The 13,954-nt window shown below is 41.9% G+C and carries 18 protein-coding genes and 1 tRNA gene; 8 read left to right on the top strand and 11 right to left on the bottom strand.

The annotated features are described in order from the left end of the window. Positions 1-2: 2 nt before the first annotated feature. Both BLP33_RS27895 and BLP33_RS22365 read right to left on the bottom strand, forming a co-directional pair. Positions 3-146, bottom strand: a complete 144-nt coding sequence (locus BLP33_RS27895; RefSeq protein ID WP_354486364.1) for a YjbQ family protein — start codon at positions 144-146, stop codon at positions 3-5. A 174-nt stretch (positions 147-320) separates the two neighbouring features. Then, positions 321-638 carry a hypothetical protein gene (locus BLP33_RS22365; RefSeq protein WP_090533293.1) on the bottom strand — a complete coding sequence of 106 codons (318 nt, stop codon included), beginning with the start codon at positions 636-638 and terminating at the stop codon, positions 321-323. 204 nt (positions 639-842) lie between these two features. On the opposite strand from BLP33_RS22365, the gene BLP33_RS22360 reads away from it, so the two are divergent. Both BLP33_RS22360 and BLP33_RS22355 read left to right on the top strand, forming a co-directional pair. Beyond that, complete coding sequence (locus tag BLP33_RS22360; protein WP_090533292.1) at positions 843-1,346, top strand: hypothetical protein; 504 nt, start codon at positions 843-845, stop codon at positions 1,344-1,346. Next, positions 1,336-1,752, top strand: coding sequence for a VOC family protein (locus BLP33_RS22355; RefSeq protein WP_090533290.1), 417 nt, complete (start codon positions 1,336-1,338; stop codon positions 1,750-1,752). Before BLP33_RS22360 ends, BLP33_RS22355 begins: the two co-directional genes overlap by 11 nt. Positions 1,753-1,754: 2 nt before the next feature. Here the strand turns inward: BLP33_RS22355 and BLP33_RS22350 are convergent, their stop codons facing one another. Continuing rightward, positions 1,755-2,150 carry a hypothetical protein gene (locus BLP33_RS22350; RefSeq protein ID WP_139160046.1) on the bottom strand — a complete coding sequence of 132 codons (396 nt, stop codon included), beginning with the start codon at positions 2,148-2,150 and terminating at the stop codon, positions 1,755-1,757. Between the two features lie 142 nt (positions 2,151-2,292). On the opposite strand from BLP33_RS22350, the gene BLP33_RS22345 reads away from it, so the two are divergent. From BLP33_RS22345 to BLP33_RS22340, 3 genes are all read left to right on the top strand, one after another. Beyond that, on the top strand, positions 2,293-3,231 hold the full coding sequence (locus tag BLP33_RS22345; RefSeq protein WP_090533286.1) for a sugar phosphate isomerase/epimerase family protein: 939 nt from the start codon (positions 2,293-2,295) through the stop codon (positions 3,229-3,231). A gap of 70 nt (positions 3,232-3,301) precedes the next feature. Then, positions 3,302-3,478: a hypothetical protein gene (locus tag BLP33_RS27565; protein WP_175490088.1), complete on the top strand. Its 177-nt coding sequence runs from the start codon at positions 3,302-3,304 to the stop codon at positions 3,476-3,478. Between the two features lie 43 nt (positions 3,479-3,521). Further along, positions 3,522-3,773 carry a hypothetical protein gene (locus BLP33_RS22340; protein ID WP_090533284.1) on the top strand — a complete coding sequence of 84 codons (252 nt, stop codon included), beginning with the start codon at positions 3,522-3,524 and terminating at the stop codon, positions 3,771-3,773. A 79-nt stretch (positions 3,774-3,852) separates the two neighbouring features. Here BLP33_RS22340 and BLP33_RS22335 read toward each other — a convergent pair whose 3' ends face one another. The 4 genes from BLP33_RS22335 to BLP33_RS22320 all read right to left on the bottom strand — a co-directional run bounded on the left by BLP33_RS22335 (position 3,853) and on the right by BLP33_RS22320 (position 8,554). Beyond that, positions 3,853-4,653, bottom strand: a complete 801-nt coding sequence (locus BLP33_RS22335; protein ID WP_090533282.1) for an SDR family NAD(P)-dependent oxidoreductase — start codon at positions 4,651-4,653, stop codon at positions 3,853-3,855. A gap of 195 nt (positions 4,654-4,848) precedes the next feature. Beyond that, complete coding sequence (locus BLP33_RS22330; RefSeq protein WP_090533280.1) at positions 4,849-5,691, bottom strand: AraC family transcriptional regulator; 843 nt, start codon at positions 5,689-5,691, stop codon at positions 4,849-4,851. 14 nt (positions 5,692-5,705) lie between these two features. Continuing rightward, the gene (locus tag BLP33_RS22325) at positions 5,706-6,749 is read right to left on the bottom strand and encodes an SDR family oxidoreductase (protein ID WP_090533277.1); all 1,044 of its coding nucleotides are present in this window, start codon (positions 6,747-6,749) and stop codon (positions 5,706-5,708) included. 320 nt (positions 6,750-7,069) lie between these two features. Then, positions 7,070-8,554, bottom strand: coding sequence for a ligand-binding sensor domain-containing protein (locus BLP33_RS22320; protein WP_090533275.1), 1,485 nt, complete (start codon positions 8,552-8,554; stop codon positions 7,070-7,072). A 226-nt stretch (positions 8,555-8,780) separates the two neighbouring features. Between BLP33_RS22320 and BLP33_RS22315 the strand changes: the two genes are divergently transcribed. Beyond that, positions 8,781-9,002 (top strand): DUF6965 family protein, encoded by a 222-nt coding sequence (locus tag BLP33_RS22315; protein WP_090533274.1) that lies wholly within the window; start codon positions 8,781-8,783, stop codon positions 9,000-9,002. Positions 9,003-9,011: 9 nt separating this feature from the next. Here BLP33_RS22315 and BLP33_RS22310 read toward each other — a convergent pair whose 3' ends face one another. After that, positions 9,012-11,117, bottom strand: a complete 2,106-nt coding sequence (locus tag BLP33_RS22310) for an AAA family ATPase (RefSeq protein WP_090533272.1) — start codon at positions 11,115-11,117, stop codon at positions 9,012-9,014. A 313-nt stretch (positions 11,118-11,430) separates the two neighbouring features. On the opposite strand from BLP33_RS22310, the gene BLP33_RS22305 reads away from it, so the two are divergent. Next, positions 11,431-11,503, top strand: a tRNA-Gly gene (locus BLP33_RS22305). A gap of 252 nt (positions 11,504-11,755) precedes the next feature. On the opposite strand, the gene BLP33_RS22300 is transcribed toward BLP33_RS22305, so the two are convergent. From BLP33_RS22300 to BLP33_RS22290, 3 genes are all read right to left on the bottom strand, one after another. Further along, positions 11,756-11,998, bottom strand: coding sequence for a hypothetical protein (locus BLP33_RS22300; protein WP_090533271.1), 243 nt, complete (start codon positions 11,996-11,998; stop codon positions 11,756-11,758). Between the two features lie 45 nt (positions 11,999-12,043). Next, positions 12,044-12,430 carry a VOC family protein gene (locus tag BLP33_RS22295; protein ID WP_090533269.1) on the bottom strand — a complete coding sequence of 129 codons (387 nt, stop codon included), beginning with the start codon at positions 12,428-12,430 and terminating at the stop codon, positions 12,044-12,046. A 210-nt stretch (positions 12,431-12,640) separates the two neighbouring features. After that, entirely contained in the window at positions 12,641-13,012 is a 372-nt protein-coding gene (locus BLP33_RS22290) for a hypothetical protein (protein ID WP_090533268.1), read from the bottom strand. Positions 13,013-13,130: 118 nt separating this feature from the next. On the opposite strand from BLP33_RS22290, the gene BLP33_RS22285 reads away from it, so the two are divergent. After that, positions 13,131-13,778, top strand: a complete 648-nt coding sequence (locus BLP33_RS22285) for an RNA polymerase sigma factor (RefSeq protein WP_090533266.1) — start codon at positions 13,131-13,133, stop codon at positions 13,776-13,778. The last annotated feature ends 176 nt before the right edge of the window (positions 13,779-13,954 follow it).

Raw genomic sequence — 13,954 nt, 5'->3', positions numbered from 1 at the left:
CTTCAACAACGGCCATATAATTTTAATCTGCATAAAATAACGGTTGGGTCGGCATTTTCATTAATGGTTAATGATGCCGAAGTATGCTGAATAAATACCTGGCAAATACCGGTTTTTAGCTCTTGTATTTGAGGCAATGCATTCATTACTTCGCTGTCATAAGATGTGAGCCTCTTTTGCGCTCCCTAAGCTGAAGCATTTGCTGAAATATTTTCATAAACAGTTTGCTTCATAACAGTGTTGCAAACATATCTATAAAGATTGTTCCGTTTTGTTTTGAATGGTGCGCCAATTAAAAATTGTTTACAGGTTTACATTGCCTATGCAGCGATGGCGGGATTCAGATCATCGCTTTCAACTGCGAACAGGCGATTAATGAACGCCTTTATCTTTTCGATGAAACTTTTCCTGACCGGTTTTTCAACCATTTGAATTTGATCATCGTCCGGAGGATTTGGGGTATCGGCATCCTGCATTTCTTCCAAAACAATTTCACGGATCTCAGGGTCACGGTTTACGATCTCATCCAGTTCGGTGAGCTCGTTAAAGGTGGCTATACCGTTTTTTTGCCGTTTAATAAGTATTTCAAAACGGTCCTGGTTAAAAGTACGCCTTTCCAGTTGTTTGCCGTGTCTCATGATATATACAGTAATCTTTGTTATGAACTCAAATTAAGTGCCATGTATTTATGATATTGATATTCAATTAATTGCTATTGTTTTTAATGCAATAATGTGCATCGTTATGATACATTTATTGTTCGTTTTCGTGCAGGGGTATCTATTATTTAAATAGGTTTTGATGAGCAGTATTGGTACTTTTAACGTAAATATCTGTTAGTTATGAATTGGTGGCCATATGAAAAATTTTCCATTATAAGTCCGCTCAACCCCGAAGAGGTAAGATTAAGATTGACAGAACAAGTAAGCCCTGCTTTCACAGGAAGTTTCTTTGAACAATTAACCAACAGGTATCCCACTCCTTTTAAAGGGTATGTAAATATTGGTGAGTTTAAAATTGAACCCGTAGTTGTTGGTAGGAATTCGTTTATACCTTTGATAAAGGGGCGCGTGGAGTTTGCGGAAACGGGAAGTTGTCTTTATATAACCATGGCTATGCACCAGGAAATAGAATATATTATCATTGGAATGGCTGCTTTTTTAATGGTCGCGGGTTTTGGCGGTTGGATACATTCTTCAATGTCTGATAGGTCTGATCCCTTATCAATAACTCCATTTGGTATGTTGGTATTCATTTATCTTATTATGATATATGGCTTCAACTCGGAAAGTAATAGCTGTAAATCTTTTTTATTAGAATTATTAGAAGGAGATTATGAGCGATAGCACTACCACAAAACAAATACAGGGCATAGCCCCCTTGCTTCAGGTTTTTGATATGCCCGTGGCCTTAGGATTTTACCGCGATGTGCTGGGTTTTGAAATAGTGCAGGCATCGGGCGAAGGAGATGATGTTGATTGGGTTTTATTGAAACTTAATGGTATAGAACTAATGCTCAACACCGTGTACGAAAAGCCAGGCCGCCCTTTCGAGCCCGATGAACAGCGTGTTTCTGCCCATGCCGATACTTCACTTTATTTCGGCCACCCCGACATTGATATGCTATATAGCTATTTATTAAGTAAGGGCATGCATCTTAAACAACCTCAAATTACAGGTTATGGCTGGAAAGCCATTTATCTGCTTGATCCGGATGGATATCAGCTGTGCTTCCACTGGCCTGTACCATAATATTATAACCGCTCATAGTGAGATTCCGGCCCGTCTGCTGCAAGGGGAACTGTTCCGTAGAAAGTGAGTATTTTGCCTTCTATCCTGAAAAATGTGATGCTGTTGCTCGAGGTATCATTGTCATACATGATCTGCTCATGTGCATTGTCATATTTACGGGTACGGTAAGTGCCGCTGTTTATCAGGGTGTCTTTTTTAAATCGTTTGTAGGTACTGGCGGTAAAAACAATAATGTTGCCGTTGCCTGCCTTTATCGAATTGGGATCTTTAGGAGGTTCGCAGTAACAACTGGTGCCGCGGTACTCCCACCTGCCAATCAACTGATCATTATTAGGGGTATTGTCTTTTTTACAGCCTGATAAAACGGCGAGCACGCCAAATAAAAACAGCTTTTTCATAGCATAAGGTTTATAATACTTTACGTTAATACCAGGCAAAACGCTACAAATTAACTTTGTTAGTAACACTTTCAATACACAATTTGCAGGCATCAATTAATTGATAACTTTGGTGTAAACCAATGTATTTCCTATAAAATTTATGAAGCAGCATAACTTATCAAGGCGCAGGTTTATTGGCAGCAGCGCACTTGCCGCAGCGGGGCTTTTAGCATTTTCAAAATCATCATTCGCCGGCGTGGTTTCAGGCAGGGTTGATAAACCCAACTCGCTTATCAATGGCGTACAAATAGGCGTGATCACCTACTCATTCAGGAGCATGCCGGGCACAATCGAAGATTTACTGAGGTACTGTATCGACTGTAATATTAACGCCATTGAACTTATGGGCGATGCCGCCGAAATATACGCCGGTGCCCCTAAACATGAAGCTGGCGAAGACTGGGCTGCATTTGGAAAAAAGATAGCCGAATGGCGTGTCTCGGCTCCAATGGATAAGTTTAAGGAGATCAGGAAGATGTACCATGATGCCGGTGTCAATATTTATGCCTGGAAACCCAATGCCCTCGGTACTAAAAACAGCGATGCCGAAATTGATTATGCCTTTAATGCAGGGAAAGCTTTGGGTGTAAATCACGTAACTGTTGAGTTGCCTGATGAGGTTCAAACCAAACGCCTTGGTGATATAGCCGCCAAACATAAAATGATGGTTGGCTACCATGCCCACACCCAGGCCACGCCAACCCTTTGGGACGCGGCCCTGGCCCAGTCAAAGTATAACGGAATTAATTTGGATATCGGCCATTATGTAGCGGGTACCAGCAGCAGCCCGGTTCCCTTTATTGAAAAATATCATGACCGTATAATCAGCATGCACATCAAAGATCGTAAGTTTCATGACGGTCCCAACCAACCCTGGGGACAGGGCGATACTCCGATAAAAGAAGTACTGCAACTGCTTAAAAATAACCACTATAAATTCCCGGCCACCATTGAGCTGGAGTATAAAATCCCTGAAGGGTCAGACGCGGTAAAGGAGGTGAAAATTTGTCGCCAATTTGCTGCCGATGCGCTGGCATAAACTATTGTATGGTTTGTCCGTGATATGAATGCTTCTTGTTTTGTAAATTTATATTTATTTGAATATAGCTATGGATAACTCCTGTAAACTAAAGTTGGAATGGATTCCTGCCGCCTATAGCGGAATAGCAAAACATGGCTTTAACGATACATCGGCTGATAAGCTTAAACAAACACAACCTATTAACGGGATTTATCAAAGCGGCAAAGGCTTTACAAAGCACAAGATTTACCGGCGAAAATCATAGGAGATTGCTTTGCTGATGTTCGGCATAAGCCTATCTTTATCAAATGGAATCTAAAATATTTTCATACAAGGCAGATGGCATTATACTTGTCCCGGTTGACGATCAGTTAAGTATCAGCCCGGTATTTGATCGCAAAGAATTGCTGAGCAAACTGAAGGACCTTTTTAACGATGATGACTATAAAGTTGATGACCGTACCCTTGATTATAAAATTAAAGATGGTCAGCTTTACATTGAAGGCGTAGTAACGAAACAGGTTCCGGCAAAATCGATAGGATTTATGGGCGGAAAGTAATTAACTGCAATACCCCGACCTGATTTTTATGCTTGTCTTTTTTTGGGATCAATTAATGGCGTTTCTTTCCTAAACCCGTTTAATCAAGCCTGTTTACTCTGTAATTTAATGCTGCAGTTGTACCTCCGGTTACATCAATGGTAACGCCTGTAATCTGGCCAGCCAGATCCGATGCCAGAAAAACCGCGGTATTAGCAATATCGGCCATTAATGGTAGTTTTTTGAGCATGGTATCAGCTTCCATTTTTTTTAAGATAGGGTCCATAACATCGGGCGTGGCGTCAATTGCGGTTTTAAACACGCGCGAATCGGGCGAGCCTCCCGATCGGATATTAACCACGCGGATGCCGTAAGCACCCAATTCGGATGCCAGTGTCCGCGAAAAACTTTCAACACCGCTGCAAGCAGGGCCAAAGCCACCTGTGTGAGGATAGCCTATACCTCCTGGCGTAGCTGTAAGGGATAAGATTACTCCGGATTTTTGTTTCATCATTACTTTGCCTGCTGCAATGGCCGTCATGAAGCGGGTTTGCATCGTAAGCGTAATCGGCTTTACAAAATCTTCGGGCGATATTTCGGTAAGCGGTACGTTCTGCACCACATTAACCCCAACGGCGTTAAAGGAAATATCAACTGTTCCGGCGTTATTTACTATTCGCTGTAAATGCTGGTTGATTGCTGTCTCGTCAAATGCATCCACTATGGCTGTTTCGGCTAAGCCGCCTAACGCAGTAATTTCGTTGGCTACCTTTTGAACCGATTTCTGGTTGGGCCCGGTTAAAAATACTGTTGCTCCGGCGGCTGCAAAAGCCTTTGCAACTGCGCCGCCCAATGAGCCGCCCGCACCGTAAATTACCGCGTTTTTATTTTGAAGTGTCATCACTGGTTAGTTTTAATAAAGGTATCCTCAAAAATGCCAGGCTGCATGACAAACATAATTGTAAATGTTGTTTATGAGAAGGAGCAAACATGACAAATGAAGGGCGTGTTTAGGACACGTGTTAAATTTATACACTTCCTACAATTAATTCAACCTGATAACTCTTTGCTTTATATCCTAAAATCCGGCTTAAACTCAACCTTTAATTTGCCCTCCGATAAACCGGGTACGTTTAGTTTTTGAAGCAGTTGGATTATACCCAAACTGCTTTTTAAAAGCATATGAAAAATGCGATAGGTTTTCGAAGCCCAATTCAAAGTACACCTCAGATGGTTTGCGGTTTTGTTCAACTATTTGGTAGTGGGCAGTTTCGAGGCGCTTTTTGGTGAGCCATTTCTCGGGGGTGTTGCCGAAGGCCTTTTTGAAATCACGTTTAAAAGTAGTTATGCTTCTACCGGTAAGGTAACCGAATTTTGCCGCTGTAAGATTAAACATATAGTTCTTCTCCATAAAGTCGGCAAGGTCAATTTTGCCGGGACCTTCAAAATGTCCCAGTAAGTTGTCAACCGATTTATCGATAGCGCGAAGTACTGCAATAGCCTCTGTTATTTTGATATTTGCTATCTCTTCAGGTAAATCATCGGCTACTTCAAAATAAGGCATTAAAGATCCAAACAGGCTTTGCAGCAGCGGATGCTGATTGAAGTATTTAACATCCGGAGGGGCCGGAGCAACCTGAACCTGGGGAAGTGCCGCGTAATACCGTTGTAATGCTTCTTGCGGAAAACAAATGGATATTGATTTAAAAGGCTCTCCGTTTAAAGGTGCCTTGTTCATTCTGCCCAACTGGTTTCGCGGCAGTAATACGATATCTCCCGTATGAAAAACAAATTGCTGGTTGGCCGAAGCGATCCTCATTTCACCCGAAAGCACACATACCAATGCGTGCCACGGAAGGATCATTTCCCGACTGTAATGCTTTTCCCGCTTACACGATACAAATATCATTGACCTGTTGGCCGCTCCCGGTTGTTCCATCAGTGTAAAAATAATTATTTAATTATTCCTAATTGAATCAGGCTTTGTGCAGTTGCAACAATTGCTTCTTCTGCAGATCGTGGCGTCCAGCCAAGCATACGCTGAGCTTTTTCGCTGGTGGCGTTCATATTTTGGTCGAGCATTGGGACAATAGTTTTAGCGGTCGGGTTCCAAAGCGCAGTTAAACGCACCAACCAGTTAGGCACATTTTGGGTTTTAACTTTTTTCGCATAATTACCCATACGGCGCTTCAGTATTTTAGCTATGTCAATCATCCATAAGCTTTCACCCGAAATAGCCAAAAAACGTTGACCTTTTGCTGCCAGGTTGGTCATGGCGCGTAAATGCAGATCAGCTACATCGCGTACGTCTACCAGGCCGGTATTGATCCGCGGAGTGCCTTTTAGCTTGCCGAACAACATGCTTTGCACCAGCTGAATGGAGTGCGAATAGTCAGTGCCTAAAACCGGACCTGCGACTGCAACCGGGTTTACTGTAGCCATTTCCAAATCGTTGCCTTCAGTTTCAATGAACTTCCATGCCGCCTGCTCCGACAGTGTTTTTGATTTTTGATAGGCCGGTACGCGATCATCTATCGGTGTCCAATCGGTTTCATTAAATGGTGTACTGCGCGGTTTGTGACCAAAACCAATCGCGCCGAAAGCTGAAGTAAGTACAACCCGCTTAACGCCGGCATCTCTGGCTGCTTTTAGCACCCGTAGCACACCTTCACGGGCGGGTATAATCATCTCATCTTCATGCTTATAGCCTTTTAGGGGGGTAGGAGAGGCTACGTGCAAAACATAGGTACAGCCAGCCACAGCTTCTTCCCAGCCCGCGTCAGCAGCCAGATCAGCAGCTATAAATGATAGTCGGTCGCCTGCCTCAACGCCGCCGGTTCTGAGCATGTCCCGCACTTCGGCTTCGCGGTTTAATGAACGTAGTGTTGTTTTTACCTTATAACCCGCTTCTATGAGCTGCAGGATACAATGCACCGCGATAAAGCCTGAACCCCCTGTTACCAGTACCTGGATATTGCCATTTGAATTTGTTGTCATTGCATTAGAATTTATAATGCAAAATTGCTGCAAATAGCTGTTGGCAGATTTGTTTAAAAGACCGAAGATGCTTTGTTTAAAAGATCAATTTATCAGTCCAAAAGCAGAATGAACAAAGCCTAAACTATAACCCAATCCATTCGGCCTACTCCGTTCTTAGACTTTTTACGGGTTCATTAACGCGGCTTTTATAGCCTGAAAACTAATGGTTAGTAGCATTATTAGAATGCCCCCTGTTCCGGCAGGCATAAACATACCCGGTTCTACAGTAATTCGATAAACGGCAAATGAGGAGAAAGGCTTAAGCTGTTAATATAACCCTAAGCCCCGGTCTTTTTCCTGATCCTTAACAAGCCATTAGCAGTAGTGGCGTAAATAACGCCTTTTGAATCCTGAACTATCTGGTAAATAGTAAAACCTGGCAGCGGCGAATTGTTGTTGTGGTAATTTTCCCAACCATTATTCAGGTCAAACCTGGCAATGCCCGATTCGTCTGTTCCCAGCCACAAAACATGCTCAAACTTATCATACAACATGGTATTAACATGGTTAGCCGGCATGCCCGAGTTTTTATCATTATAATGCAGCCAGTTACCATTAAACTTTAGTACGGCTATACCTTCTTTATCACTATCATTTTCACCAGTTTGTTTATTACAATCAACCAGTGAGAAGTAAACATTTCCTTTTTCATCCTCCACCGCGCCAGAAATACTGACATTTTTCAGCGGAGTGTTGTTAAGGCTGTTAAATGAGGTGATAACGCTTTTATCAATCATGATGGTTCCTTTTGACGTACCTATCCAAAGCCGTTTTTGACTATCTACATAAGCAAAAAGTACATCGCTTGAGGGCATTTCAGGCATCGATTTTTTGTTTATTACTACTACTTTATCTTTCCTTTTTACAACAAGACCATTTTGAGTGGTGAAAAGCAATTCGCCATTGCGACTGTTCAGCACCTGGTTAACCCCACCTGCCAAAAATTGCTTAAAATCAAACAGCTGCCAGCCACCGCTGCCGTACATAAATATTTTATTATCGTAATAAACCCATTTATTATTATCCCTGTCGATGGTCACTTCCTTTATGTTAGCATCTGACGGGAATGGCGAATTATATTCATTAACCGGGATAAACGTTGTTCCCTCAAAGCGGGTCATTCCTTTTTCGGTAGCATACCATAACAGATCCGATTGATCCATAGCAGCTGATTTGGCGATGTTATCAACCAGGGGCGAGTTATATTTTGTCCATACCGTAAAGTCGTAGTTTTTTAATGATGGATTGGTGTAGATGAAAGTTTTATTGTAAATGGTTGGGTCGCCGGGTGGTTTCATTTCGGCAAGATCCAACCTCTGTACCTGGCCATAAACGCCGCCGCTTATAAAGCGAAAGATCACATTTACAGATGAGGCCACCGGCTTGCCATCTACCTTGGCCGGCTTCCAGATACAACCGTTCAGGTAGGTGATCAACTCGTTGGTGAGGGCGCTTTTGCTCGCATCATTATGGCTAAGCACGCAGCTAAAACCCCGCTCATCCACCAAAACCTGGAACGTTATGGAACCCGTAGCTTCTTTTAGCAGATAACGGTTATTGATCCTCGCAGAAACAAAATCAATGGCAAGCTGGTCGCAACTGGCCTTGGGATCGCCGCAGTCCATGCAATAATTGGTGATATTGCACATCTCAACCTTTTGCAAAAAAAGATTTTGTGCAAACAGGGCCGATGGTAAAATAAAGATAAACAGGCAGATAAATAAAACTCTGCGGATTTTAGTTGGGGATAACAATGCCAGCATTACGCTTATAAATAAAAGAAAGCAAACCCGAAACTCCAAGCGAATGATAGTTAAATAATGTTAAACAAAGATACAAATCCTAAATGAGGATAATATGAAGCAGTTTGTTTTTAGCGTGTTTATTACAAACGTTTAAAATAGATGATCTACACGTTTAAAAACTATGAAAGTAAAGTGACGGCCTGGGTTTTTTAAAAAATCTTTTAAAATCTTTTACTTTTGCATCATGAGCTACGAAGAATTGAGTGAATACTTTAGTAATGTTACTTTACCCGATGAATTAAGGTTAGACCGTGCTACAACCCAGCTCCATGTTGCCGATTTTGTTAAGCAATTATTGAAAAACATGAAAAACTATCCTGATAATTGGCGTCACCAATACCAGTTAATGAGGCTCAAGAATGCCCTCGAAAATCCATATAACGGCCCGGAAATTCCGAGGTTTTAGATGTTCTGTTTAGGAAAATAAGTCGTTTTCGCCTAAATAACTCCTGATCATTTTTAGAATGGGTTCGCCCAGGTCTGTTGCTTTTGCATCACCAAAACTTTTTAATTGCGAAAGCTGGTTTAATGACCGTGGTAGCTTAGCAGTGATATCGCGCAGCATGTTTTCAGACACCAGGGTATGTTCGGGGATTTTACGTTCGAGGCTGGTTTCTTTACGCCAGTTGAGTAATTGCTTGTATAGTTCGGGGTTAACAATTTCCTTCTCTTTTGGCAGCGCTTTAGGGTTCCAGTTTTTATATACAGGTTTGTAACTTATCCCGGCCTCCTGTACTGATGATAAAACATCCCTGCCCGATGTGGCAATAGGCAGGCGTACAAATGCCGCCGTTTTTGCTTTCAGATTAACTAATAAATGATTTAAACTGTCGTAAAACTCGGCAGGAGGGTTGATGTTGTTTATAGCGGTATAAAAGCCGTTAATAGCTTCCGAGAAAGCGTTTAATTTAGGTAGAAAATAGTTGGCAGCGTTTTTTAACCTGCTTATAAATGGTGTATTGTTCCAGACAAGTTGGTCATCAGGTAAAGTGCCCAATTCCTTCCTGATAAAACGGTCGCCGATAGTTTTAATTTCAGTTTCCCAGCTGTGATCGGTTTTGTTGATGTTTTCGGATAAGGAGCTATTTTTAATCGCGCTGTTTAGCATGATGGTTTTAAGCTGTCTCCATGCACCGGTGAGCATCGAAAAATCAAAGATATCCTTCATTTCTTCCAGGGCTATTTGCCGGATGGTGCTTTCCAGCAGATTTTCATCTGGTATGGAGATAGCCGCATTTTGCATAAAGCTGATGATCTCCGGATCGGTGCGGATGTTTTCGGGGCGTACCGGCGATTTCAGGATCATGCCCTCAAGCGAACGGCAACGGCTTAGCGCAACATAAGCTTGCCCGAAAGCAAAGGCGGCGTCGACATCAATAACCGCTTTTTCAAATGTAAGTCCCTGGCTTTTGTGTATGGTGATGGCCCAGGCCAGCCTAAGCGGATATTGGCTAAACGAACCGTTATTTTGTTCATTTACTTTCTGCTCATTTTCGGCCAATGCATATTTTACGTTTTGCCAGGTTTCTGGGATCACTTCAAACTCGGTGCCGTCGTCAAGGAAACTAAGGCGAATATTACCCGGTCCCATTGCAACGATGCGCCCCGTGCGGCCGTTATAATATTGCTTTTTACCAGAGCTGTCATTTTTAATGAACATTACTTGTGCCCCAACTTTCAAAACAAGCTCATCTTCGGCAGGGTAGGCATCTTTGGGGAAATCGCCGGTTACGGTGGCTTTAAAAGTGTGGGCTTCACCATCAAGCTCCATTAAACGCTGCTGGTTAATTTCGTTAACAAGTTGGTTATGGGTAGATAGGGTTACATAATCTTTAAGCCAGTTGGCATTCAGCTTAGGGTTATAATGTGCGTTAAGCTTGTCCAGCATTTCGTTGTTGGCGTAGCCATTGCGAATACTGTTCAGGATCTCCACAAATACCGGATCTTTTTGGCGGTAAACCTGTGTAAGTTCAAATGTTAACACCGGAAATTTTTGGAATGCAAGGCTATCAAAAAAATAAGGCCCTTTGTAAAAGTTTCTGAGTACAGGCCAGTCTTTTTCATAAACAGGGGGGAGCTGAAACAAGTCGCCGATCATCAATAACTGTACACCGCCGAAAGGCCTCGCCGATCCTTTAATCTGGCGCAATACAGTGTCAATATAATCAAGCGTATCGGCCCGCACCATACTGATCTCATCAATAATAAGCAGGTCGAGGCATTTTAATATGTTTGATTTTTCGAGGCTTACCTGCCTGAGCAGGGTGCTGTGATTGTTATAATCCGTTACAGGCACCTGCGGCCCGAAAGGCACCTGGAAAAAAGAATGAATGGTTACGCCGCCGGCGTTAATAGCCGCTACTGCGGTAGGGGCTACAACCGCCAGATTTTTGGTAACGTTTGCCCTGATCCAGCGGAGAAAAGTGGTTTTACCGGTGCCTGCCTTACCTGTTAAAAATATCGGCCGGTTAGTATTTTCAATAAATTTAAGGACGAGTTCATGAAAAGACTCCAACACCATACACTTGTTATATTATCGCTCCCCGGATCAGGAAATTATCTTCAAATTTAATAATTAGGTGCGATAGTGCTGGAAACTGTTTGTCAACATATCAGAAAACGACTTTAAATAAAACACACCCAAAAGGATAAATTAATTACCTTCTTTGCCTTTTTTTAAGTGCCTGTTTCTTACACGGACATTAATTACAAACTATAATAGGTCTGGCGACGGGTGTAAGTATTTGATTAAAAGTGTGTTAAATTTAATTTGCAAAATTTTTAAAAATATTTTGCCAGCACCTGGTGGAAGTTATATATTTGCGGCCACCAATGCGAAAGTAGCTCAGTTGGTAGAGCACGACCTTGCCAAGGTCGGGGTCGCGAGTTCGAATCTCGTCTTTCGCTCTTACGCCTTTCCCTATCCAGGGAGAGGCTTTTTTATACCTCTAATCATCTATTCAACTACCCGATGAAGGAATAATTTTAGTAAAAGCCTATCTGTAACAATATCAATACAATGAAGATAGATAGTGAGGGTTGGCCGAGGCAGCGTCATGGCAGGGTTAATTCTTCCCCGGTTCGGGAAAGTTTATATACGCTAATTGAGCTTATGGGCGGGCGTAAAAGCTGTTTGCTTATAAAAATTGCCTCAATATTTCAGGAAAAAGTTTTGCGGTAACTGTACCAGCGGATAACTTTTAATAGCTCATCTTCTGAAATAATATTATTGCCTGTGGGCTGGAAAACCAGTTCTTTATCCAGTATTGTGGCCCGCAATAGTTGGGACGAACCCGCACTGGTTTGCGTTTCCGGTTCGAAAACGCAGACGCTACTGCCTGAACCGGGAATTAAGATAACGTCGACCCCATCTACGGAGTTCAGTAAATAATTTTGATCCATGCTATACCTTTTGCAAAAAGTATACCCGTTTAGTAACTATTTCTATCAACGGGGATGACCGAAAAATAAAATATAACCGTCAGCGTCTGCCAATTCAAAGCCGCGCAAGCCATCAGGAGTATTTTGTAGCGGTACAGTGAAGCTAACACCGCGCGATATAAACTCTGCGGCCAGCGTATCCGGGTCAGGTACACTAACATACGCGTCCCACCGGGCATCCGGGGCTTGCTTGTAGTTCGGAAGCGGATCCCCGCTTACAGATTTCAGGAAGATCATTGCCCCATCCCGCTGTACAATAGCAAAAAACGGATCGTGATCCGGCTCCTGGAAAACGGTATCAAAACCGAGTTTTTCCAGATAAAAGGATATTGCCGTTGTGACATTGCTTACAATGAAGAATGGAGCAATGCCGGCTATATGTGGCTGATTCATAAGTTGATTTTACAAGACTGCAGATATAAATATATGAAGCAGGTACTGGATTGGCAATATGTGAAATATGTTTCTCCTTCCTAAATAATGTGAATATATAAATAAGTCTGTCGGATATAAGTTTTACCCGACAGATTTTGCAGTATAATGTCCTTTATGGCCCCATTATAAATAATTGTACAAGACTACAACTGTATGGTGCTAATGATATTAATTTTTGACTATAGTAGATAGTCTTGCTAATGAGAAGGCTCCGATGGCCATTACAATATCACGCACAGCCACATCTAAGTAGTTGCCGCTTGCCAATAAACTAAGTGCAATTAATACTAACCAGGCACTAACAAGATAAGCTCCTTTTTGCGGATTAAAAAGCACTAATATTCCGGCCACAATTTCAATTATGCCAACAATCATCATAAATACATGTTCGCCGAAAGGAAGCATGGCCTTAATTGTTGGATTGAGATAATGTGACCAATCAGTCAATAGGTTGGTGAATTTGTCGGCTCCCGCTACAACAGGCACTAAACCATAAGTAAACTTTAAAAGAGTTTGAGTGTTTTTAGTTTGATCTTCCATGATTATTTTGAATTAATATCCATTAGAGATTGCCTTTGAACAAAGGGTTACAAAGTTTAATTAGAGGTAATCTGTAACCCTTTAGCTTTACAGTACTCTATTATATAAATCAGATTTTATGAACCCACCTGCCGATCATATGACCGATACTTTCAGTGACGAGGAGATTGTAAAACGAGTAGTTAATGGCGAAAAGCATTTGTATGAAAAACTAATGCGCAAATTCAACGAAAGATTGTATAGGATCAGCATGTCCATCATTAACGACGATAAGGAGGCTGAAGACATTATGCAAACGGCCTACCTGAACGCCTATCGCCAGTTGTCTAATTTCAAACATCAATCGAGTTTTAGCACCTGGCTAATCCGGATCCTGATTAACGAGAGCCTGTTGCACAAAAAGAGGAAAGCTCAATTAGAAAAAAAACTTACGGAACATATTCGCATTGATCACCAACCTGAAACACCTTTAGATAATCTTATGAACAAAGAATTAAAAGCTATTTTAGAAAAGGCGGTATTAACGCTCCCCGAAAAATACAGGTTGGTATTTGTAATGAGGGAGATACAGGGAATGACCACTAATGAAACAATGGAAGCGCTGGAAATAGGGGAGTCTAATGTTAAAATAAGATTGAACCGGGCCAAAGAAATGTTACGCACCGAGTTAAATAGTTATTGGCAGCCCGAAGAACTTCTGGAATTTAACCTTACTCGTTGCGATGTGATCGTTAATTATGTGATGCATAAAATCAATGCAGGTTGATAATAATGTTATCAGAAATTTGGGTTTTACTATAGTTAATCTATTAAAAACAAACCGCGATGGGTAACAATCTGGTCTTCGTCGATTTGTTTGCCACTGGCAGAGATAGCAAAGCCGGGATCAGTATATTTGTTTTAAGGAGAGATCACTCTTAATGATCGGCTTCGTTACTTTTA

It is taken from the genome of Mucilaginibacter sp. NFR10, from assembly GCF_900100445.1.
Lineage (GTDB): Bacteria > Bacteroidota > Bacteroidia > Sphingobacteriales > Sphingobacteriaceae > Mucilaginibacter > Mucilaginibacter rubeus.
The sequence above is the reverse complement of the archived record's forward strand: the minus strand, read 5'-3'. Positions and strand labels throughout refer to the sequence as shown.

Coding starts and splice junctions, on each gene's coding strand:
- BLP33_RS22340 (WP_090533284.1), top strand. CDS start 3,522: ATGGAATCTAAAATATTTTCATACAAGGCAGATGGCATTATACTTGTC.
- BLP33_RS22310 (WP_090533272.1), bottom strand. CDS start 11,117: ATGGTGTTGGAGTCTTTTCATGAACTCGTCCTTAAATTTATTGAAAAT.
- BLP33_RS22300 (WP_090533271.1), bottom strand. CDS start 11,998: ATGGATCAAAATTATTTACTGAACTCCGTAGATGGGGTCGACGTTATC.
- BLP33_RS22330 (WP_090533280.1), bottom strand. CDS start 5,691: ATGGAACAACCGGGAGCGGCCAACAGGTCAATGATATTTGTATCGTGT.
- BLP33_RS22350 (WP_139160046.1), bottom strand. CDS start 2,150: ATGAAAAAGCTGTTTTTATTTGGCGTGCTCGCCGTTTTATCAGGCTGT.
- BLP33_RS22365 (WP_090533293.1), bottom strand. CDS start 638: ATGAGACACGGCAAACAACTGGAAAGGCGTACTTTTAACCAGGACCGT.
- BLP33_RS22290 (WP_090533268.1), bottom strand. CDS start 13,012: ATGGAAGATCAAACTAAAAACACTCAAACTCTTTTAAAGTTTACTTAT.
- BLP33_RS27895 (WP_354486364.1), bottom strand. CDS start 146: ATGAATGCATTGCCTCAAATACAAGAGCTAAAAACCGGTATTTGCCAG.
- BLP33_RS22335 (WP_090533282.1), bottom strand. CDS start 4,653: ATGACACTTCAAAATAAAAACGCGGTAATTTACGGTGCGGGCGGCTCA.
- BLP33_RS22295 (WP_090533269.1), bottom strand. CDS start 12,430: ATGAATCAGCCACATATAGCCGGCATTGCTCCATTCTTCATTGTAAGC.
- BLP33_RS27565 (WP_175490088.1), top strand. CDS start 3,302: ATGGATAACTCCTGTAAACTAAAGTTGGAATGGATTCCTGCCGCCTAT.
- BLP33_RS22325 (WP_090533277.1), bottom strand. CDS start 6,749: ATGACAACAAATTCAAATGGCAATATCCAGGTACTGGTAACAGGGGGT.
- BLP33_RS22355 (WP_090533290.1), top strand. CDS start 1,336: ATGAGCGATAGCACTACCACAAAACAAATACAGGGCATAGCCCCCTTG.
- BLP33_RS22320 (WP_090533275.1), bottom strand. CDS start 8,554: ATGCTGGCATTGTTATCCCCAACTAAAATCCGCAGAGTTTTATTTATC.
- BLP33_RS22360 (WP_090533292.1), top strand. CDS start 843: ATGAATTGGTGGCCATATGAAAAATTTTCCATTATAAGTCCGCTCAAC.
- BLP33_RS22315 (WP_090533274.1), top strand. CDS start 8,781: ATGAGCTACGAAGAATTGAGTGAATACTTTAGTAATGTTACTTTACCC.
- BLP33_RS22345 (WP_090533286.1), top strand. CDS start 2,293: ATGAAGCAGCATAACTTATCAAGGCGCAGGTTTATTGGCAGCAGCGCA.
- BLP33_RS22285 (WP_090533266.1), top strand. CDS start 13,131: ATGAACCCACCTGCCGATCATATGACCGATACTTTCAGTGACGAGGAG.